The organism is Bradyrhizobium sp. LHD-71, from assembly GCF_031157255.1.
In the GTDB taxonomy this organism is placed as follows: Bacteria; Pseudomonadota; Alphaproteobacteria; order Rhizobiales; family Xanthobacteraceae; genus P52-10.
This window is the reverse complement of sequence record NZ_JAVIFX010000004.1, coordinates 193,350-213,772: the sequence shown is the minus strand read 5'-3', so window position 1 is coordinate 213,772 and position 20,423 is coordinate 193,350. Positions and strand designations below refer to the sequence as shown.

17 protein-coding genes are annotated in these 20,423 nt (G+C 62.7%); 14 read left to right on the top strand and 3 right to left on the bottom strand.

Annotated features, from left to right (window positions below; genetic code table 11):
- Positions 1-32: 32 nt before the first annotated feature.
- Positions 33-485 carry a CYTH domain-containing protein gene (locus tag RCO31_RS05585; RefSeq protein WP_308967246.1) on the bottom strand — a complete coding sequence of 151 codons (453 nt, stop codon included), beginning with the start codon at positions 483-485 and terminating at the stop codon, positions 33-35.
- A 17-nt stretch (positions 486-502) separates the two neighbouring features.
- Entirely contained in the window at positions 503-1,414 is a 912-nt protein-coding gene (locus RCO31_RS05580) for a CHAD domain-containing protein (protein ID WP_308967245.1), read from the bottom strand.
- Between the two features lie 124 nt (positions 1,415-1,538).
- On the opposite strand from RCO31_RS05580, the gene RCO31_RS05575 reads away from it, so the two are divergent.
- From RCO31_RS05575 to RCO31_RS05540, 8 genes are all read left to right on the top strand, one after another.
- Complete coding sequence (locus tag RCO31_RS05575; protein WP_308967244.1) at positions 1,539-2,936, top strand: ethanolamine ammonia-lyase subunit EutB; 1,398 nt, start codon at positions 1,539-1,541, stop codon at positions 2,934-2,936.
- Positions 2,933-3,712 carry an ethanolamine ammonia-lyase subunit EutC gene (eutC, locus tag RCO31_RS05570; protein WP_308967243.1) on the top strand — a complete coding sequence of 260 codons (780 nt, stop codon included), beginning with the start codon at positions 2,933-2,935 and terminating at the stop codon, positions 3,710-3,712. The genes RCO31_RS05575 and eutC overlap by 4 nt, the downstream gene beginning before the upstream one ends.
- 123 nt (positions 3,713-3,835) lie before the next feature.
- Entirely contained in the window at positions 3,836-3,919 is an 84-nt protein-coding gene (pqqA, locus tag RCO31_RS05565) for a pyrroloquinoline quinone precursor peptide PqqA (protein ID WP_308967406.1), read from the top strand.
- A 56-nt stretch (positions 3,920-3,975) separates the two neighbouring features.
- Entirely contained in the window at positions 3,976-4,830 is an 855-nt protein-coding gene (gene pqqB / locus RCO31_RS05560) for a pyrroloquinoline quinone biosynthesis protein PqqB (RefSeq protein ID WP_308967242.1), read from the top strand.
- Positions 4,827-5,558 carry a pyrroloquinoline-quinone synthase PqqC gene (pqqC, locus tag RCO31_RS05555; protein ID WP_308967241.1) on the top strand — a complete coding sequence of 244 codons (732 nt, stop codon included), beginning with the start codon at positions 4,827-4,829 and terminating at the stop codon, positions 5,556-5,558. Before pqqB ends, pqqC begins: the two co-directional genes overlap by 4 nt.
- Complete coding sequence (pqqD, locus tag RCO31_RS05550; protein WP_308967240.1) at positions 5,558-5,848, top strand: pyrroloquinoline quinone biosynthesis peptide chaperone PqqD; 291 nt, start codon at positions 5,558-5,560, stop codon at positions 5,846-5,848. The genes pqqC and pqqD overlap by 1 nt, the downstream gene beginning before the upstream one ends.
- Positions 5,829-6,977 (top strand): pyrroloquinoline quinone biosynthesis protein PqqE, encoded by a 1,149-nt coding sequence (gene pqqE, locus RCO31_RS05545; protein ID WP_308967239.1) that lies wholly within the window; start codon positions 5,829-5,831, stop codon positions 6,975-6,977. The genes pqqD and pqqE overlap by 20 nt, the downstream gene beginning before the upstream one ends.
- Before the next feature lie 209 nt (positions 6,978-7,186).
- Positions 7,187-8,344, top strand: coding sequence for an MFS transporter (locus tag RCO31_RS05540; protein WP_308967238.1), 1,158 nt, complete (start codon positions 7,187-7,189; stop codon positions 8,342-8,344).
- Here RCO31_RS05540 and htpG read toward each other — a convergent pair.
- Positions 8,341-10,230: a molecular chaperone HtpG gene (htpG, locus tag RCO31_RS05535; RefSeq protein ID WP_308967237.1), complete on the bottom strand. Its 1,890-nt coding sequence runs from the start codon at positions 10,228-10,230 to the stop codon at positions 8,341-8,343. The genes RCO31_RS05540 and htpG overlap by 4 nt on opposite strands.
- Positions 10,231-10,368: 138 nt before the next feature.
- Here htpG and RCO31_RS05530 point away from each other — a divergent pair, with 138 nt between their 5' ends.
- From RCO31_RS05530 to RCO31_RS05505, 6 genes are all read left to right on the top strand, one after another.
- Complete coding sequence (locus RCO31_RS05530; protein ID WP_308967236.1) at positions 10,369-11,598, top strand: aminopeptidase; 1,230 nt, start codon at positions 10,369-10,371, stop codon at positions 11,596-11,598.
- Positions 11,599-11,727: 129 nt separating this feature from the next.
- A complete protein-coding gene (locus RCO31_RS05525) occupies positions 11,728-12,696 on the top strand; it encodes a tripartite tricarboxylate transporter substrate binding protein (protein ID WP_308967235.1) in 969 nt (322 codons plus the stop codon).
- 414 nt (positions 12,697-13,110) lie between these two features.
- Positions 13,111-14,289: an efflux RND transporter periplasmic adaptor subunit gene (locus RCO31_RS05520; protein WP_308967234.1), complete on the top strand. Its 1,179-nt coding sequence runs from the start codon at positions 13,111-13,113 to the stop codon at positions 14,287-14,289.
- 9 nt (positions 14,290-14,298) lie between these two features.
- Positions 14,299-17,469, top strand: a complete 3,171-nt coding sequence (locus tag RCO31_RS05515; RefSeq protein WP_308967233.1) for a multidrug efflux RND transporter permease subunit — start codon at positions 14,299-14,301, stop codon at positions 17,467-17,469.
- Positions 17,470-17,487: 18 nt separating this feature from the next.
- Entirely contained in the window at positions 17,488-18,756 is a 1,269-nt protein-coding gene (locus tag RCO31_RS05510) for a TolC family protein (RefSeq protein ID WP_308967232.1), read from the top strand.
- 149 nt (positions 18,757-18,905) lie between these two features.
- Positions 18,906-20,261 carry a hypothetical protein gene (locus RCO31_RS05505; RefSeq protein ID WP_308967231.1) on the top strand — a complete coding sequence of 452 codons (1,356 nt, stop codon included), beginning with the start codon at positions 18,906-18,908 and terminating at the stop codon, positions 20,259-20,261.
- The last annotated feature ends 162 nt before the right edge of the window (positions 20,262-20,423 follow it).

Below are 20,423 nucleotides of genomic sequence, written 5' to 3'. Positions count from 1 at the left end.
TCTGACGATGCGGACCGCATCGCCGCTTGTGCTCATACACCTGCGAGGTGCTCGTTGTAATAGCGCTTCTTGCCCGTGACTTCCTTGCCGAGCCACTTCGGTCGTTCGAAATGCGCGCGGCGTGATGGAAGTTCGACTTCCGCAAGGACAAGGCCGCGATGGTCGCGCGCGAAAACATCGATCTCGAAATGCGTCTTGCCCACCTTGACGAGATGGCGTCGTTTGACGATGAGCCGCCCGGTCCGCAGCTTCATCAGGCTTCGCGCATGCTGTGGCGGTATGGGATACTCGAACTCGGACCGTGTCGTCGATGAACCTGCGGTCTTGATCGTCAGGAAAGCCGTTGCCGCGCCGATGGTGCGAACGCGCAAGACGAGCTCGTCGGTCACAGCCAGATAGGCCTGGCGGATCAGCCTGCCGCGATCGGCATGCTTGCGCCAACCGTTCTGGGCCACCAGGAATTTGCGCTCGATCTCTTTAGGCATGCCGACAACAAACGGTCTCAGGCGGCAAGTGCCTGCGGCTCGCCGCTCCGCCACGTATCCCAGTAGGAATGCCAGCGGCCGGTAAGGCCTGACGCCGGCTCGGCGAGAAGGCGCGCGCCCAAAAGGAAGGCCTGATCCTCGAAGGCCTTCTGGCGGCGGCGTATCAGGTCTGTGAGCACGTCGATGTCAGTCGCGCGCCCGAGCTTGCCCTCAATCAGCCTGTTTCTGAAGACGTCGAGATCATGGTGCTTTCCCAGAACGTCACCGAGCGAATCGGCCACATCGCGGTGGGCCTTCATCAGCGCGGGCCAGATGGGGGTCAGCAGTCGCGTGTGGTACCAGTGATCCTTGACGCGTTTCCGCCATTCGTGAACGACCTCGGCGGTCGCATCGCTTGACGCATCTGCCATAGCCTTCTTGGCATCCTTGTAGGATCTGGCGATGCCGCGCTCAATCGCTTCAAATCCATCGCGGGCGAGAGTCCAGTCCTGGACGCGGTCGCGCGCCTCGCGCATGGCCGTTTCGAATTCGTCGAGCCTGGCTTGAGTATTGGCATGCTTGGCGAGCTGATTCCGATGCGTCGTCAATCGACGGCGAATAGGGGCAAATCGCGCCCGGTCGATTTGTTCGTCGTAAGCGTCCAGCAAGCTGTCATACGTTTCGATCAGAACCAGGCCATCGCGCACCGACGATATGCCGCGCGCGGCGTCGCGAAAGGCGACGTTCTCGGCCCGATAGTCCTTGAAGCTGGGCCGGATCAGGCGCACCAGGCCACGCAGCTTCTTGCAGGCCGTGCGCAGATTATGCACTGTCACGTGCGGATCCGCCCTACGCTTTGCGGTCTCGATGGCGTCGTCGATCAGTTCGGCGGCGACGTCCCGGACGCTGTCCTGGACCGTCGCGGTATTGCTCTTGAAGCGATATGCCATGCCAGCCAGCCTACATCAGGTAAGATACGATCCATGTAGGATTCGAGGCGGATCATAGCAGTGGTTTCGCCTCGGTTCCATCGCTGGAAGGCCACAGGAGAAACCGCATGTCAAACGCGGGGCCATGATGTTTCGGCAACGCATCAAGTCGTCGTCCTATGTCTTCGGCTCGCTGGCCGAACTGCTGGCGAAGGCATCGCCGCCGCGTGCCGGCGATCGGCTTGCGGGCCTCGCCGCTGCCAGCGCTGAAGAAAACATGGCCGCAAAGCTTGCGCTGGCCGAGGTGCCGTTGACGGCGATCTTGGCGGAGCCTCTGATTCCCTATGAGGCCGACGAGGTGACGCGTCTGATCGTCGACACGCATGATGCCGCGGCATTCGCGCCGATCTCGGCGATGACCGTGGCTGAGTTCCGCGATTATCTGCTGTCGAGCGAGGCGGATTCATCCGCATTGCAACGCCTGGCTCGGGGAATCACGCCGGAAATGGCCGCCGCGGTCTGCAAGCTGATGCGTAATCAGGATCTGGTGCTGGCCGCCCGCAAGTGCCGGGTCGTAACGGCGTTCAGGAACACGATCGGGCTTCCCGGAACCATGTCGGTGCGCCTGCAACCCAATCATCCGACCGACGATTTGGAAGGCATCATGGCCTCCATCGCAGACGGGTTGATGTACGGCGCCGGCGATGCGGTGATCGGCATCAATCCCGCGTCGGATTCGACCTCGCGTGTGCGCGAGCTGCTGTCGATGCTGGATGATCTGCTCGCGCGCTTCCAGATTCCGACACAAGGGTGCGTGCTGACCCATGTGACGACGGCGATCGAGCTCATGCAGAAGGGCGCGCCGACGGATCTGGTGTTTCAATCGATCGGCGGCACCGAAGCGGCCAATCGTGCGTTCGGCGTTTCGCTCGATCTCTTGAGCGAGGCAAATGAAATGGCCAGGATGCTGAAACGCGGATCTGTCGGTCAGAACGTCATGTATTTCGAGACCGGGCAGGGATCGGCGCTGTCAGCCGACGCTCACTTCGGCCTCGATCTGCAGACGTGCGAGGCGCGTGCCTATGCGGTGGCGCGAACCTTCGAGCCGTTGCTGGTGAACTCGGTCGTTGGCTTTATTGGCCCGGAATACCTCTACGACGGCAAGGAGATATTGCGCGCGGCACTGGAAGATCACTTTTGCGGCAAGCTGATGGGGCTGCCGATGGGTGTCGACGTCTGTTACACCAACCATGCCGAAGCTGACCAGAACGATATGGATACCATCCTGACGATGCTGGCGGCCGCGGGCGTCACCTATGTCATGGGCGTGCCCGGCGCTGACGACGTGATGCTGAACTATCAGTCGACGTCGTTCCACGACGCGCTCTTCGTGCGTGAGGCATTCGGCCTGAAGCGCGCGCCCGAGTTCGAGGCGTGGCTTGCGCAAATGGCGATAACCGATGCGACGGGGCGGCTGCTACCCGTGCAGCCGGATCATCCGCTGATCACCGACGCATCGCTAGCAGAGGCGCGTCGCACGTGAGCAGGCCGCCGCACGATCCGTGGTTCTTCCTCGCAAACCGCACCATGGCGCGCATTGCCCGCGGCCGGAGCGGCGCATCGCTGCCGACGCGCGAAGTGCTCGCCTTCGATCTTGCGCACGCGCTGGCGCGGGATGCGGTTCATGCCCGGCTCGATCGTGCAAAGCTTGCCGATGCGCTCACCCGATTGAACCTGCGCACGGTGGACGTGGAAAGCCAGGCGGTGGAACGCGCCGCCTATCTGCGTCAGCCGGACGCTGGCCGGAGACTGAGCGAGGCATCGGCCGCACGGCTGGCGGCCGCCGCGAGCGGACGTTGCGATCTCGCCATCATGATTGGCGACGGACTGTCGGCCCGAGCGGTGGACGCGCACGCGGCGGCATTGATGTCGGCTCTCGTGCCGCGCGCCGCACAGCTGAAGTTGACGGTCGGGCCGGTCGCGCTGGCTGAAGGCGCCCGGGTTGCATTGGGCGATGTGGTGGGGGAGGCGCTTGGCGCACGCCTTTGCGTGGTGCTGATCGGCGAACGGCCCGGACTTTCCGCCGCCGACAGCCTCGGGGTCTATCTGACCTGGGATCCACGGCCCGGCAGGACAGACGCTGAACGCAACTGCATCTCGAACATTCGTCCCGATGGTCTTGCACCGGCGATCGCTGCGCAAAAGCTCATCTGGCTGATCAGCGCCGCGCTGGGACGGCAGCTGACCGGCGTCGCATTGAAAGACGAAAGCGACGCAGCCTTGTCGCAGGCAACGCCTGACCAGCTCGATCAGGCATGATCGGAATCAGGCTTTCGATCCTGTTCCTCCTGCCTTGCAGACGTCAGGGATTCTGCCGTGTGAGGGGGATGGAACTTTAGGCCGGGCACGTTGTTGGCCCTCGTTGCCAGAGAGGATCTGCTCATGAAGAAGGTCTGGACCAAGCCGCGCTTGATTAAAATCTGCGTCGGGATGGAAATCAATTCTTACGCCACCGCGACGCTTTAGTCCGGTTTCCATTGGCTCTGCAAGTCACCATACTCGGTTCAGCCGCAGGTGGTGGCGTGCCGCAGTGGAATTGCTTCTGTGAGGTGTGCCGGCTTGCGTGGCAAGCGAGCGGACGTGTCCATCGCCGGACGCAGGCGTCGCTGGCGGTTTCCGCTGACGGCACGGTGTGGCATCTGATCAATGCGTCACCCGATCTGCGTCAGCAGATTGTTGCCAACGTTCGGCTTTGGCCGAGCGAACAGATCCGGGGCACTCCGATTGCCAGTGTCGTTCTCACCGGCTCCGATGTCGATCAGGTGGGGGGCCTGCTCAACCTGAGGGAAGCGCAGCAGTACCGCCTCTACGCGCCGCACGACGTTCTCAAATTGTTCGAAGCGAACAGCATGTTTCAGCCGCTTGTTCCCGCATCGGTCAAACGCAGTCCATTGGAGCTCGATCGTCCGACTCGTCTGTCGGACTTCAATGGCAAGGAGAGCGGTGTCGTGATCTCGGCGTTCAGCGTTCCCGGCAAGGAGAGAACCGGTGAAGCCAGTGCCAATGTCGGCCTGCTGATCAGCGATAACGACGCTGCGCCGAAGCTCGCCTATGTTCCGGCATGCGCCTCGGTCCCTGACAGTCTCAGCCGGAGACTGTCAGGTATTCCGCTTCTCTTCTTCGACGGAAGCTTCTGGTCCGAAGATGAGATGAGGAAGGTGGACCACCCGAACCGTTCCGCGTCGAGCATGGGTCACCTGCCGATTTCGGGCGCGTCGGGATCGCTGGCGATATGGAGCAGCGCAAAGCTCGGTCAGAAAGTCTACATTCACATCAACAACACCAACCCGATTCTCGTCGAAGATTCCGCCGAGCGGCGCCTCGTCGAGGAAAGTGGGTGGCAGGTTGCACGCGATGGTCAGGAGTACGTTCTATGACCAGCATTCTTTCGGCGAATGAACTGAAGCAGCAGTTGCTGGCGATCGGCGCGGAGCGCTATCACGACAAGCATCCTTTCCATCATCTGATGCGAAGCGGAAAGCTCAATCGCGAGCAGATTCAGGCCTGGGCCCTCAATCGCTATTGCTACCAGTGCCATATTCCGTTGAAGGATGCCGCGCTGCTCTCTCGTGTGGACGACATCGAGATCCGCCGCGAGTGGCGGCGGCGGCTGGTCGATCATGACGGCAGTGACGCGAGTGACAGCGGCATTGAGCGATGGCTCTGCCTGACTGATGGCCTTGGTCTCGATCGTGAACTGGTGACCTCGCTCCGCGCCGTGCTTCCGGCCACCCGGTTTGCGGTTGAGGCCTATGTCAGATTTGTCCGGGAACGCAGCCTGTTGGAGGCCGTTGCGTCATCTCTCACTGAACTGTTCGCGCCGACGATCATTTCCGAGCGCGTTGCCGGCATGTTGCGGCACTATGATTTCGTCGATGCGACGGCGTTGCAGTATTTCGATGCGCGGCTCACCCAGGCGCCAATGGATTCAGAGTTTGCGCTGCGTTACGTGCTCGGCAATGCCCGCACCCCGGAGCAGCAGCAGGCAGCCTTGAGTGCGTTGCGCTTCAAGTGTGACGTGCTCTGGACGCAGCTCGACGCCTTGCACTATGCCTATGTCGATCCGGGGCATATCCCGCCGGGTTGCTTTCGACCGGAGCCGTGATGTCGATCGAAGGCAGCAGCAAGCCGCGACTTGCCGACTCCGCCACGTTGCGCTGGGACAAGGTGCGCGACAAGTGGGTGCTGCAGTCGCCGGAGCGGTTGTTCTTTCCGGATGACGTCGCGGTGTCGGTCATCTCGCTCTGCGACGGGCAAAGGACGCTGCAGTCGATTACGGACGAGCTGGCGCGGGAGTTCGACGCTCCTGCGACGGCCATCTATGACGATACCGTCGAACTGCTGAAGGGGCTGGCCGCGGAAGGAGTGATTGTGCATGACGCCGGCCCGCGTTGAGCCACCGTTGGCATTCCTTGCCGAGCTGACGCACCGCTGTCCGCTTCAGTGTCCCTATTGTTCGAATCCGCTCGAGCTCGTCGGCGGGCGCGCCGAACTGTCGACCGCCGAGTGGATCACCGTATTCGAGGACGCAGCTCGTCTTGGCGTGATGCAGGTTCATCTTTCCGGTGGCGAGCCCACCGCGCGCCGCGACCTTGTCGGGCTCGTGCGCGCAGCGGAACAAGCTGGCCTTTACACAAACCTCATCACCTCGGGAGTGCTGCTGGATCGACGCAAGATCGATGATCTCGCCGCTGCGGGACTCCGCCATATCCAGCTTAGTATCCAGGATGCCGACCCGGCGGAAGCGGACCGGATTGCGGCCTATCCGCAGGCGCATCTGAAGAAGCTAGCCGTCGCCAGAGAGATACGGTCCGCAGGACTCGCCTTGACTCTCAACGTCGTGGTCCATCGGCGCAATCTTCCCCGGTTGGACGGGATCATCGACATCGCCGTGGATCTCGGTGCCGAGCGGCTGGAGGTCGCGCACGCGCAGTATCATGGCTGGGCCCTGATCAATCGCGCAGCCTTGATGCCCTCGCAGGATCAGGTGCAGTCCGCGGTTGCAACGATCGCCGCAGCTGCGCGGCGGCTGCACGGTCGCATGCAGATCGACCACGTCGTTCCCGACTATCACGCTCGGCGTCCGAAGGCGTGCATGGGTGGATGGGGGCGGCGCTTCTTCGTAATTGCGCCGGATGGCGCAATGCTGCCTTGCCATGCAGCAACCTCTATCCCTGGCATGTCATTCCCCAATGTAAGGACCACGGCGCTGAAAGCGGCATGGGACGATTCCGCCGCGTTCACGGCATTCCGCGGCACGGCTTGGATGGCCGAGCCGTGCCGTTCGTGCGAATTTCGCGACGTCGATTTCGGTGGCTGTCGCTGTCAAGCGCTGACGCTCGCTGGTCATGCTGCGGCCACTGACCCGGTCTGCGATCGCTCGCCCTTGCACGATAAATTGCAGGCGCTGGTCGAGCGGGAGGTCGCAAGCGGAACATCGTCGCTCCAGCTACGCAGGCCAAAGCCTTCGTCCAGAGCCTCGGACCGCTCTCGTGAATACGGGTTGGTCACTCTGATCGACTAAAGGTGTGATGCGATCAAGTCGGTAACATCGCAATCAGTATCTCTGCGTCGTCCTCGCGAAAGCGAGAACCCATAACCACGGACTTCGAGGCATCGAATCGATGTTGCCACGGTGGATATGGGTCTTGGCTCGCGCTTGGCTTGGTGGGACGACAGGTGATTGCGATCGGAGGGCGACGACAGCTCATGCGCTCCAGCCGCAGCAGCGAGATGATGGTTTTTGTTGCGCTCTACGCGGCCATTTACGGCGCGTTCGGGGTGGCGTCGCCATTTTGGCCCCGATTCTTTGAAGAGCGCGGCTTGAGCCCGCAAGAGATCGGAGCGCTGCTTGGCCTCGGCACGTTGGTGCGCCTGATCAGTGGGCCGATCGTCGGACGTCTGGCCGACGCCGCCGGCGAGCTGCGCGCTGCGCTTGCGCTATGCATGATGTTCGCCGCCGCATCGGCGACGTCCCTGCTCTTGGCCGGCGCATTCTGGACGCTTCTTCTCATTCATCTGATGCAGGCGGCAGCGCTTGCACCGATCACGTCGATTGCCGATGCGCTCGCGATCGGCGCGGCAAGGCGCAACAGCTTTGAATATGGACGGATAAGAGGAACGGGGTCGGCGGTGTTCGTGGTTGGCACGTTGACGGCCGGGGCCCTGCTGGGCGGGGCCGATATTTCGATCATCGTCTGGATGCACACAGCTCTCCTGGCCGTGGGCGCCGCCACGGTTCTCTGGCTGTCACGTCCCGATGTTCAGCCGGTCCGCCAGATTGGTTCGCCGACAGTCCTGATCGGCGGCCTCCGCGAGCTCTGGTCGATCGCAACGTTCAGGTCCTTGATGATCGTCGCGGCGCTCGTCTACGGCAGTCATGCCGTGCATGATGCCTTTGCGGTGATCCGCTGGCATAATGCGGGCATCGGGCCGGCGGCAACGAGCGTGCTCTGGTCCGAAGCCGTGATTGCTGAAGTGATCGTGTTCTTTGTGATCGGCCCCGCGCTGATCGATCGGTTGGGGACGAACGGCGCTGCGGCGCTGGCGGCAGCCGCAGGCGTCGTGCGCTGGTGTGTTGCAGGAACGACGACCTCGGTGGTCGCACTCGCGATCGTGCAGCCGCTGCACGGCCTGACGTTTGCCCTGCTGCATCTCGTATGCATGCGGTTGATCGGCATGGTGGCGCCGCCGCGGCTGGCCGCCACCGGACAGGCCCTGTACGCGTTTGGAGCTGGTCTCGCCACCGCGACGCTGATGCTGGTTTCCGGTCCGTTCTATGCCGCTTATGGCGGTGCCGCCTTCCTGCCCATGGCGCTGCTCTGCGCGCTCGCGGTGCCGCTCGCTTGGTCCGGCCTGCGATCACCCGGATCCAAAGCCGTCACGCCTTAACCTGATGTTGCGATGCCCCGTCCAAGAACGCGGCCGAGTCGCGCCGAGAATGCCTTTGGATCGCGCGGCCGGTCGCCGTCCGCAACCAGTGCTTCATCCAGCAAGAGGTGCGCTGCATCTTCGCGGAACGCGATATCCGTGTCGCCGAGCTCGGCCAATTTTCGAATCAGCTCGTGCCCCGGATTGATTTCCAGCACCGGCTTCGACGCGCTGATGTCCCGGCCTGCGCTTGCAAGCAGCTTCTCCAGCTGCCGGTCCATGCCGCTCTCCGACGCGACGATGCAGACCGCGCTTTCGGTCAGTCGTTCGGATGCGCGGACGTCGGAGACCGCGTGGCCAAGCACGCTCTTCGTGAACGCAACGAACGATGCCACCTTCGCGTCCAACTCCGCCGACGGTTGGGTTTTGCCGTCAGGCAGCGGAATCAGCTTGAGGTCCGCCGTGCCCTGGGTGACCGACTTGAAGGGCTTGCCCTGATAGTCGATGCCAGCCGTGACCCAGAAGCTGTCCACCTGATCCGGCAGCAGCAGCACCTCGATGCCGCGGGCCCGGAAGCCCTCCAGCTGCGGCGACGTGTCGAGCCGCTCGAGATCGCTGCCGACAATATAGTAGATGGCAGTCTGGTTCGGCTTCAGATCCGATACATAGTCCTTCAAGGATCGCCACTTGCCCGCCGAAGCGGTCGTCTTGAATCGCGCCAGGCCAAGCAGTTGCTCGCGACGCTCGAAGTCCTCGTAAAGGCCCTCCTTGAGCACTGCGTCGAACGTTTCCCAGATTTTTTCATAGGCAGCGCTGTCGCTGGTCGAAAGCTTCTCGAGCTCGGACAAGATGCGGTTGGCCACGCCTTTCTTGATCGCGCTCAGGATCGGGCTTTCCTGGATCATCTCGCGTGAGACGTTCAGGGGAATATCGGACGAATCCACCAGGCCTCGGACGAAGCGCAGGTAACGCGGCAGCAGTTCGGCTTCGTCGGTGATAAAGACGCGCTTGACGTAGAGCTTCATCCGCCCGTGCCGGTCCGCATCGAACAGGTCGAACGGCCGGCTTTCCGGCACGAAGGCGAGCACGGCATAGTCATGACGCCCTTCGGCGCGATAGTGAATCGTCAGCGCCGGCTTGTCGAACTGCCCGGCAGCCGTGCGATAGAAGTCGTCATAGTCATCCTGGCTGATATCGGCTTTCGGCTTGGTCCACAGGGCGGCGCCGTCGGCGATGTCCTTGAGCTCTCCCTCGGGCTTGTCCTTGATCGAGATCGGAACCGGTACGTGACCGGAGCGGACCTTGACCAGACGTTCGAGGTTGAACGGCTCGGTATAGGATTTTGCATTCTCCATCAGATGAAGGACCACGCGGGTGCCCCTTGCGGGCGCCTCAGCGAGATCGACCGGGCTGACGGAATAGGTTCCCTTACCGTCCGAAGACCAGACGGCGGCTTCCGCCGTGCCCGCTTTGCGCGAAATCACGTCGACCTTGTCAGCGACCATGAACGCCGAATAGAAACCGACCCCGAACTGGCCGATCAGTTGTGTGCCTTCGTCGTTGCCGGCCGCGATCCGATCCACAAAGGCTTTCGTACCGGAGCGGGCGATGGTGCCGAGCGCGTCGGCCATTTCCGCCGCCGTCATGCCGATGCCATTGTCCTCGACAATCAGTCGCCGGGCCTCTGCGTCGGCGATAAGGGTAATGCCCAGCTTGGGATCGTCGGCAAGCAGGGCGGGATTTCCGATCGACTCGTACCGCAGCTTTTCGCAGGCATCGGCGGCGTTCGAAATCAGCTCCCTTAGGAAAATGTCCTTGTCCGAGTAGACCGAATGCACCATCAAATGCAAAAGCTTGGCGACATCGGCCTCGAAAGCGTGGGTCTCGGGCGCTTCAACTGTCGTCATGGGTCGTCCAATCCTCCTGAAAATCGTTCACGCAGATGGTAAAAGACGTCGGGAATTGCAAGCCTTATTAAGACGTCCACCTGAACAATTGCGCAGGTGATCCCGCCCCCATGAAGAAAGAATCCGGAAGGTAAGTAAATGTCGAACTTCGAACATCGTCTCGATCGCCTGGCCGAGGTGGCAGTCAAGGTCGGACTTGGCCTGCGGGAGGGGCAGGAGGTGGTGATGACAGCTCCTGTCGAGGCGCTGCCGCTGGTCAGGCGCATCACCGAGCATGCCTATCGGGCCGGTGCGTCGTTGGTGACGCCGCTGTTGTCCGACGATGCGCTGACGTTGCGGCGGTTTCAGTTCGCGCGCGACGAAAGCTTCGATAAGGCGAGCGGCTGGCTGTTTGACGGCATGGCGGCCGCTTTCAAAAGCGGCGCCGCGAGACTCGCTATCGTCGGCGACGACCCGTCGCTGCTGTCGGCGCAGAACCCCGAAAAGGTAGCTCGGCTCAATCGCGCGCGGTCGACGGCCTACCGTCCGGCGCTGGAGTATATCGTCAACTTCGACGTCAACTGGAACATCGTCTCCTATGCGACGCCGGCCTGGGCCAAGGCGGTCTTTCCCGACCAGTCGGAAGAGGCAGCCGTGGCGCGGCTATGGGACGCGATCTTTGCAGCGTCGCGCGTCGACGGTCCCGATCCGATTGGCGAGTGGCGCCGCCACAACGAGACGCTCGCCCGCCGCACGGCTTATCTCAACGACAAGCGTTTCCAGGCCTTGCGATTTCAGGGGCCGGGCACCGATCTGTCCGTTGGACTCGCCGACGACCATTGGTGGGAAGGTGGCGCCTCGACCGCGAAGAACGGCATCCTGTGCAATCCGAATATTCCGACCGAGGAAGTCTTCACGACGCCGCACATGGCTCGCGTTGAAGGCGTCGTCCGCAGCACCAAGCCGCTGTCGTATCAAGGCACGCTCATTGAGGAGATCGCCGTACGGTTTAAAGGAGGACGCATCGTTGAGTCGAGCGCGCGAACCGGCGCTGATGTGCTGGCAAAAGTGCTGGCGACGGACGAAGGCGCCGCGCGGCTGGGTGAGGTGGCGCTTGTGCCGCATTCCTCGCCGATCTCCAAGAGCGGCGTTCTGTTTCTGAACACGCTGTTCGATGAGAACGCGTCGAGCCATATCGCGCTCGGTCAGGCCTACAGCAAATGTATCCGCAACGGAGCGGAGCTCACACCGCGTGAGCTGTCGGAGAAGGGTGCGAACTCGAGCCTGATCCACATCGACTGGATGATCGGCTCCGACAAGATCAACGTCGACGGCGTCACTGCGAACGGCGGCACGGAGCCGTTGATGCGCAACGGTGAGTGGGTCTAGGCAGTACCGGCGATCTCATTCCCGATCCGGAACGGGTCTCGTGCATGAGACCCGCTTCTCCCGCTGTTGCCCGCGCTTGTCGCCTGTGATGACATGCGCGGCCAATAAGAAGCAACAATGGGGGAAACCATGAGACGCCCTTCGCTCGCGCTGGCTCTGCTCGCGATGCTGCTGCCCGGTCCAACTTTCGCTGAAGACTATCCCAATCGCGCCATGACGCTGGTCGTGCCGTTTACCGCCGGTGGCATCGCGGATGCCGGCGGACGTGTGGTCGCCAAAGCCCTGTCCAGTCTGCTCGGCCAGCCGGTGGTCGTCGAAAACAAAGCCGGCGCGGGCGGCATCGTTGGCGCAGAGTTTGTCGCGAACGCAAAGCCCGACGGGTATACCCTGCTGATCGCCAGCAACGGCGTCGCGGTGACCTACCCGTTTCTCTACAAGAAGCTCTCGTTCGATCCGCAAAAGAACTTCACGGCCGTCCACGGAATCTCGATTTCGCCGTTGATGATCGCGGTTCGCGCGAGCGCGTCCTACAAGACGCTGCCCGAGCTGATCGCGTATGCGAAGAAGAACCCGGGCAAGGTGAACTACGCGACCGTCGGGCAGGGATCCGCTCATCACATGCTGGGCGAGCTGCTGCAGAAGGAAGCCGGCGTGACGATGACGCAAATTCCCTACAAGGGCGCGACGCCGGCTTTCACCGATTTCCTCGGCGGCGTGATCGACGTCATGATCGACTATCAACTGCAACTGGCGCCGCTGGTCGAAGCCGGCAAGATCCGGGCGCTCGGCGTTGCTGCGGCGGAGCGGCTGCCAACCATGCCGGACGTTCCGACCTTCGTCGAGCAAGGCTACAAGAGCGTTTTAGTCAGCGCGTATTCAATTCTGCTGGCGCCGAGTGGGACGCCGCAGCCGATCATCGACAAGCTCGCTGCGACGGTTGGCGACCTGCTCAAGGATCCGGCGATCGTCAAATATTACGGCGATCGCGGCTCGCGGCTGATGACAGACTACAAGCCTTCCGAGCTGACTGCCTTCCTCGACGAGGAGCGGAAGAAGACCAAGCAGATGATCGAACAGTCGGGACTTCAACCCGAGTGAAGTCGAACTCCTGCGCCGGTATCACATCTTAATCGATCGTTAATCGGCGTCGCTCGCCAAGCGCGCCAACGACAGCGACGTGTCGGACGACATCGTTAGTCGGTGCTGCGAATCAGTGGATGTGCGTGCTTTCGGCTGATTGATGGTCCGACAGCAGACCGCCCAATTGGATTGCGGCAAAAATGCATTGCTTGTAGGCACCCTGCTACATCGTGTTGCTGCGACGCAATGTAGCGCTCAACAATTTTTGAATCCCGAAAGCCGAATGCTTTCCGGGAATTAACTTGCGAATTAGCGATCACCCGCTAGCAATGCTGCAACGCACACGCTTGCTGTTGAGGGGCGGCGTGACAATGACATCTATGTCCGGAGCGCGGGGCTAGGGGCGCTCTCGGACCAACTTGGGGAAGTATAATGAGAGCGCGATCCGCCATGGTTGTCCTGGCACTCGTTAGCGCACCTCTCGTTCTGGCCGGTTGCGACGAGCGCAGCGTGGCCGCCACGCAGACCTCCGTGCCGGACGTCAGCGTTATCACCATCGCCGCGGCACCAAAATCCATCGTCCGCGAACTCCCCGGCCGTATCGCGCCGACCCGCGTCGCGGACGTGCGTGCGCGCGTGTCGGGCATCGTCACCGCGCGCCTGTTCGAACAAGGCAGCGAAGTGAAGGCCGGCGACGCGCTCTATCAGATCGATCCAAAGCCGTTCGAGGTGGATCTTCAATCCGCCGAAGCTGCGCTCGCGAAGGCCGAGGCGGTGTTCGAACAGACAAGTCTGCAGTCGAAGCGCACTGCGGCGCTGATCGCCAAGCAGGCGGCGTCAGTCGCCGAGAATGAAGCCGCGATTGCAACCGCACGGCAGGCCGCTGCCGATGTCGCCGCGCGCAAGGCCGACGTCGCCCGCGCCAAGCTCAATCTCGAATACGCCACCGTGCGGGCGCCGATCAGCGGCGTGATCGGCGCTGCGCTCGTCAGCGAAGGTGCGCTGGTCGTGCAGAACGACACCACCAGCATGGCGACGATCCAGCAGCTGGATACTGTCTATGCCGATTTCACGCAGTCCGCTGCCGAGCTCGGTCGCTTGCGCCGCGACCTCGAGTCGGGCGCACTCCAGCGCATCGCTCCCGATGCGGTGAAGGTCAGTCTCATGCTCGACGAGGGCGCCCATCCGGTCGAGGGCAGGCTGTTGTTCTCGGACAGGAAGGTCGACACCCACACCGGGCAGGTGACATTGCGCGGCGAATTCAAGAATCCGAAGCGTGAACTGCTGCCGGGCATGTATGTCCGCGTGCAGATCGAGCAGGGCATCGATAACGACGCGATCCTTGTGCCGCTGCAGGCGATTCAGCGCAATGGCGGTGGCACCAGCGAAGTCTATGTGCTGAACGCGGAGAACCGCGCCGTGCTCCGCCCGGTTCGCGTCGGCACCGAGATCGACGGGCAGTCGCTGATCCTTGACGGCTTGAAACAGGGCGACCGCGTGGTGGTCGAAGGCTTCCAGAAGTTCGCGGCCGGTGATCCGGTTGCGCCTGTTCCGTGGCAGCAGCGCGTGGCCGCTGCGCCCAGTGACGCACCAACGACCCAGCTTCGATAGCGGGTACTCATGCCATCCTTCTTCATTGACCGGCCCATCTTCGCATGGGTGGTGGCGCTCTTCATTTGCTTGATCGGCATCATCGCGATTCCGCAATTGCCGGTCGCGCAGTATCCGATCATTGCGCCGCCATCGATTTCGATCAGCACGAGCTATCCGGGCGCGTCGCCGGAAAACCTCTATAACAGTGTGACCCGGCTGATCGAGGAAGAGCTGAACGGCGCCGCGGGCATTCTCAACTTCGAATCGACCAGCGATTCGCTCGGCCAGGTCGAGATCATTGCCAACTTCGTGCCGGGCACCGATCCGAGCCTGGCATCGGTCGAGGTGCAGAACCGCATCAAGCGCGTCGAGGCGCGTCTGCCGCGCGCCGTGATCCAGCAGGGCATCCTGATCGAGGAAGCGTCGAGCGCCGTGCTGCAGATCATCACGCTTAGCTCGACCGACAAGAGTCTCGACGAGATCGGCCTCGGCGATTTCATGATCCGGAACGTCCTGGGTGAGATCCGCCGGATTCCCGGTGTCGGCCGAGCGACGCTGTACTCTACCGAACGCTCGCTGCGGATCTGGATCGATCCCGAGAAGCTGGTCGGCTACAGCTTGACGTCGGATGATGTGACAAAAGCTATCACTGCGCAGAATGCGCAAGTGTCCTCCGGCAGCATTGGCGCCGAGCCAAGCCGCCAGGGGCATCCGACGTCCGCCCTCGTCCTGGTGAAGGGGCAACTCAGCTCGCCCGACGAATTCGGCGCCATCGTGCTGCGCGCCAACGCGGACGGCTCGACGGTACGACTGCGCGACGTCGCCCGCATCGAGATCGGCGGCATGAACTATCAGTTCACGACCCGGCAGAACGGCCAGCCGACGGCGGGCCTGTCGGTGCTGCTGGCCCCGACCGGCAACGCGCTCGCGACCGCCACCGCCGTCGAGGAGAAGATGAAGGAGCTGTCGCGCTTCTTCCCGGCGAATATCACCTACGACATCCCCTATGACATCACCCCGGTGGTGAAGGCCTCGATCAACAAGGTGCTGATGACGCTGGTCGAAGCCGTGGCCCTGGTGTTCGTGGTGATGTTCCTGTTCTTGCAGAGCGTCCGTTACACGATCATTCCGACCATCGTCGTGCCGGTGGCGCTGCTCGGCGCCTGCGCCGTGCTGCTCTTTGCCGGCTACTCGATCAATATGCTGACGATGTTCGCCATGGTGCTTGCCATCGGCATACTGGTCGACGACGCCATCGTCGTCGTCGAGAACGTCGAGCGTATCATGGCGGAGGAGGGGCTTTCGCCGCGCGAAGCCACACGGAAGGCGATGAAGCAGATCACCAGCGCCATCATCGGCATCACGCTGGTGCTGGTCGCCGTGTTCATCCCGATGGCGTTCTTTCCTGGCTCCGTGGGCATCATCTACCGGCAGTTCTCGATCACGATGGTTGCGGCCATCAGCTTCTCCGCGCTGATGGCACTGTCGCTGACGCCTGCGCTCTGCGCGACGCTGCTGAAGCCGGTCGAGGCCGGGCACGATGCCCACGCCAAGAAGGGTGTCTTCGGCTGGTTCAACCGCAGCATCGATCGCGTGCGCGATCGCTATGGCGCGACGGTCGGGTGGACCCTGCGACGGACCGGGCGGTTGATGATCCTCTATGCCGTCCTGCTGGTCGGACTTGGCGTCGCATTCGTGCGCATGCCGGGCGGCTTCCTGCCGATCGACGATCAAGGCTTCATGACGGTGGACGTGCAGACGCCGCCGGATGCCTCCTACAACCGCACGGCGGCTGCCGTCGAGAAAGTGGAGCAGTACCTGCTTCAGCGATCCGGCGTCGAAGGGGTGACCTTTCTCACCGGCTTCAGCTTTCTCGGGCAGGGCGCCAACACCGCTCAGGCCTTCGTGACGCTGAAGGACTGGTCGGAACGCGGCGCGGACGATTCGGCCGCTGCCATTGTCGAAGACGCCAACAAGACCCTGTCATCGATCCGCGACGCAAAGATCTCAGCGCTGCAGCCGCCGCCGATCGACAATCTCGGCAACTCCTCCGGCTTCAGCTTCCGCCTGCAGGACCGGGGTCAGAAGGGCTATCCGGCGCTGGTACAGGCGACCGAGCAACTGCTGGCGGCTGCAAACCGCAGTCCGGTGCTGCAGAACGTATTCGTCGAGGGCCTGCCGCCCGCGCCGCAGATCCGTCTTGCGGTCGATCGCGAGAAGGCGGGTGCGCTCGGCGTCACGTTTGAGGACATCAACAATACGATCTCGACCAATCTCGGCTCGGCCTACGTCAACGACTTTCCGAATCAGGGTCGTATGCAGCGGGTGATCGTTCAGGCGGACGCGCCCGGCCGCATGCAGGCCGAGGAGATCCTCGGTTACAATGTCAAGAACAGCCGCGGCCAGCTCGTTCCTCTCTCGTCCTTTGCGACGATCGAATGGGCGAATGGTCCGGCGCAGATCGCCGGCTTCAACTACTATCCGGCCGTGCGCATCAGCGGCTCGGCCGCCCCGGGCTACACCAGTGGTGATGCGATCGCAGAAATGGAGCGGCTGACCGGACAGTTGCCGCGTGGCTTCGGTTACGACTGGGCCGGACAGTCGTTGCAGGAAAAGCTGTCGGGCTCGCAGGCGCCGCTTCTGCTGGCGCTATCGGTGCTGGTGGTGTTTTTGTGTTTGGCCGCGCTCTATGAGAGCTGGACTATCCCGCTCGCGGTGCTGCTGACGATTCCGCTCGGCATGGTCGGCGCGGTGATCGCTGCAAGCCTGCGCGGCTTGCCGAACGACGTCTATTTCACCGTTGCGCTGATCACCATCGTTGGCCTGGCAGCCAAGGACGCGATCCTCATCATCGAGTTCGCCAAGGACCTGCGTGCGCAGGGGCAGCCGATCGTCAGTGCGACCATCGAGGCTTGCCGGCTCCGATTCCGCCCGATCCTGATGACCGGTCTCGCTTTCGTCTGCGGCGTGTTGCCAATGGTGATTGCGACCGGTGCCGGCGGGTTGAGCCAGCAGTCGCTCGGCACCAGCGTGATGGGCGGAATGATTTCGGTGGTCGTGCTGGCGTTGCTGATGGTGCCGGTGTTCTTCGTGGTCGTGCAGCGTCTGTTCTCGCGCGATAAGGATCCCGAAGCCGAGAGCGACAAACAAGCGGATGTGCCGGCTGCCGATGCCGTGGTCTCACCGCATTCCGTCTGACGAAAATCCGGAAGAGCCATGTTGTTGCGCGTTACCCTCATTGTTGCGTCGCTTGCCATCCAGCCGCTCGGCACCGATGCGGATGCGCAGTCGTCGTCGACGCTTACGCTACGCCAGGCGCTCCACCAGGCGCTCGCGACCAACCCGCGGCTGACTGCATCGCAGCGCGACGTCGGCATCGCCGAAGGCCGGCGCATTCAGTCGCGTGCTATTCCTAATCCCGAACTGACCGTCGAGGTGGACAACGTCGCCGGCAGCGGCAGGTACAGTGGAACGCGCTCTGCCGAAACGCTGCTGCAGATCAGCCAGTTGATCGAATTGCCGGGCAAACGCGGCGCGCGCATGGATGCGGCGCTGGCCGAACGGGATGGCGCGTCTTGGCAACAGGAAGCGACGCGGCTGGAGCTCCTATCTGAAACCGCAATCGCCTTCTATTCGGTGCTGGGCGCGCAACGCCGCATCCAGATCTTCGACGATCACGTCGCAACGCTTGATCGGCTGACGCCACTGTTGCAGCGCCGCGTCGACGCCGGAGCCGCTTCGATCGCGGAGATCGCACGCGGCCAGGTGGCGGCCGACCTGACACGCGCCGAACGGGAGCGGGCACGTATGACGCTGTCGAACGCACGGCGTGACCTCGCGATCCTGATGGGCACGAGCACGCCGAAATTTGCGCGCGTTGCCGGTCGTTTCAGTGCCGCCGGTGCGCCGCCGCCGTTCAAATCGATCCTGACCGCCATCGACGCCAATCCGCAACTCGTGCGTTGGTCGGCGGTGCGTGTGCAGCGCCAGGCCGAGTTGATCTCGTCGCGCCTGCGCGTCTATCCGGATGCGCGGGTCGGTGTCGGCTGGAAGCATGAGCGTGAAACCGGCGACAACGCAGTGCGGCTCGGTCTGTCGATCGCATTGCCGGTGTGGGACCAGAACCGCGGCGACATCTTTGCGGCCGAGCAGAACCTTGAAAAAGCGACCGCCGAGCAGGCGATCAACAAGGCGCTGCTGATTTCCACCGCGGGACGCGCCTACGACGCGGTCACCGCCGCGCAGCGCGAATTGGCTCTCCTGAAAGAATCCGCCATTCCTAACGCGCGCCGCGCGGCGGAGGCGATCGAGAGCGGTTATGCGCAGGGCCGCTTCACCCTGCTCGAACTGCTGGATGCCGTCTCGTCGGAGGCGCAGGCGGCTTTGCGGGAGCAAGAGGCGCAGCAACAGTTTCTGGTCGGGATCGCAACGATTGAAGGCCTGATCGGCGATCCGTTCGTATTGGACGGCCGTAGCCGCAGGTAACTGGGCCTCGGTGTTCCGTCATCTCGTCCGCCCCGCGCGGACCTTGGATCGGTGCCTTTTGTATCTGAGCGAGGAGCGGGAGGCCCATTTGACGGCGGAGCATCTCCATGTAATGTTATATTATAACATTACATGACCCAGAGATCCTGATGCAGCCCAACAAGCTTACATGGTCGCCGCTATCCGGTGCCCTCGTGCTCGCGTGTTCTCATGCCGCGAGACTTGCGGTTCTGCTTTCAGCAGTCGTCACTTTCTGCAGTGACACTGCGGCCGTCGCGCACACCGTTGCGCGGGGCCGGCTGGTCTTTGCCTATGCCGATCGCCCTGTCGTCGGCGTCCTCGATCTCGACAGTGGCGAGATCACGCATCGCTTCGACGTGCCGCGTGCCAATCCGCGCATGGTCCTCAGCGACGAGGGCCGATACGTCTTCATCCTGACGGGTGATGACCATGGGACGGTCCGCATTCTCGATACCGGCGTAACCTTCACGTCGCACGGCGACCACGTCGATGCGGAAAAAGGACCGGTCAAGCTCCTGGAGTTTGCCACCACAGGGACGCGGCCGTCGCACATCACGGTGGCGAACGGTTGGGCGACCGTGTTCTACGACGGCCAGCGAAACGATAAGCCTCAGACGTCGGTGCCAAGCAAAGCTGGCGCGATCGAGATTGCAAGCCTGGCGCGCGCGAAGCCAATCTCAGTTCTCCTCGACACACCAGGGCCGCAGCATGGCCTTGCAGTCGCGCTCGGCGATCACAAGTTTGCGGTGACTTCGCCAAATCCTGCCTATGCCCGACTCGAACCTGGTGCGGGATCGCTGCCACTCGGCATCATCGCCCGCGAAGGAAATGGCAAGAAGCCTTTCGCAACTTTCGACGGCTCGTCCAAGAACCAGTCCTCGTGCCCGCAGCTTCATGGCCACGCGAGCGTCGGCAAAACGCATCTGTTCGGATGCGCCGGCAGCCCTGACACCGCCGCTCCTGGCGGCATGTTCGTGCTGCAGCGTCAGGGACGAAAGTGGATCGGGCGTTCGCGCGCCTATCCGGATGGGCGGCGGGTGAGCACGCTTCGTGCAAGCCAGGAGGCGCGCTTTGCCGTCGGCAACTACGGCGAAGCCGGAAAGTACGTCGCGCTCATTCGTATCGACGCGCAGTCGACGGCGCCGCTCGTACCTGCGGATGTCTTCGCGGTCCCCGACGACCAGCCGGTTTGCCAGTTCGCGGCAGTAGGTGACCGTGTGATCAACCTCAACCCTGACGGTAAGCTCAGGGTCTATCGCGCGGTCCCTGATTGGAAGGCGATCACATCTTTCGACATGATTGATGCGTTCGATTGCGCCTACGACGCGAAGAGCACCAGGCCGTCACTCGCGGTGCTGGGAGAGCACGCTTTCGTCAGTGATCCTCTCGGAAAGCGCATTCGCGAATTCAACCTCAGGACGCTTCAAGAGGGGCTCGACCTGCCGATCGATGGCGTGCCCGGCAATCTGGCGGTGGGTGACTAGCCTGCAAATCTCGGGTCGTCCCGCTGGGCGGGGCGACCACGTCTGCATATCACAGAGTAGCCTGCCAGCGCGATGTCATGGACGGCTGAAACTCCTGGTCCGCGCTACGCGTGACCGCAGGCACCTTGGTTGGATGCCTGCGCATCTCGCGGTCATTCAACT

Bases quoted from the DNA above. Each gene is read 5' to 3' on its own strand.
- htpG (WP_308967237.1), bottom strand. From the start codon at position 10,230: ATGACGACAGTTGAAGCGCCCGAGACCCACGCTTTCGAGGCCGATGTC.
- RCO31_RS05520 (WP_308967234.1), top strand. From the start codon at position 13,111: ATGAGAGCGCGATCCGCCATGGTTGTCCTGGCACTCGTTAGCGCACCT.
- pqqD (WP_308967240.1), top strand. From the start codon at position 5,558: ATGTCGATCGAAGGCAGCAGCAAGCCGCGACTTGCCGACTCCGCCACG.
- RCO31_RS05510 (WP_308967232.1), top strand. From the start codon at position 17,488: ATGTTGTTGCGCGTTACCCTCATTGTTGCGTCGCTTGCCATCCAGCCG.
- RCO31_RS05505 (WP_308967231.1), top strand. From the start codon at position 18,906: ATGCAGCCCAACAAGCTTACATGGTCGCCGCTATCCGGTGCCCTCGTG.
- RCO31_RS05540 (WP_308967238.1), top strand. From the start codon at position 7,187: ATGATGGTTTTTGTTGCGCTCTACGCGGCCATTTACGGCGCGTTCGGG.
- RCO31_RS05585 (WP_308967246.1), bottom strand. From the start codon at position 485: ATGCCTAAAGAGATCGAGCGCAAATTCCTGGTGGCCCAGAACGGTTGG.
- RCO31_RS05580 (WP_308967245.1), bottom strand. From the start codon at position 1,414: ATGGCATATCGCTTCAAGAGCAATACCGCGACGGTCCAGGACAGCGTC.
- RCO31_RS05515 (WP_308967233.1), top strand. From the start codon at position 14,299: ATGCCATCCTTCTTCATTGACCGGCCCATCTTCGCATGGGTGGTGGCG.
- pqqC (WP_308967241.1), top strand. From the start codon at position 4,827: ATGACCAGCATTCTTTCGGCGAATGAACTGAAGCAGCAGTTGCTGGCG.
- RCO31_RS05575 (WP_308967244.1), top strand. From the start codon at position 1,539: ATGATGTTTCGGCAACGCATCAAGTCGTCGTCCTATGTCTTCGGCTCG.
- pqqA (WP_308967406.1), top strand. From the start codon at position 3,836: ATGAAGAAGGTCTGGACCAAGCCGCGCTTGATTAAAATCTGCGTCGGG.
- pqqE (WP_308967239.1), top strand. From the start codon at position 5,829: ATGACGCCGGCCCGCGTTGAGCCACCGTTGGCATTCCTTGCCGAGCTG.
- RCO31_RS05525 (WP_308967235.1), top strand. From the start codon at position 11,728: ATGAGACGCCCTTCGCTCGCGCTGGCTCTGCTCGCGATGCTGCTGCCC.
- RCO31_RS05530 (WP_308967236.1), top strand. From the start codon at position 10,369: ATGTCGAACTTCGAACATCGTCTCGATCGCCTGGCCGAGGTGGCAGTC.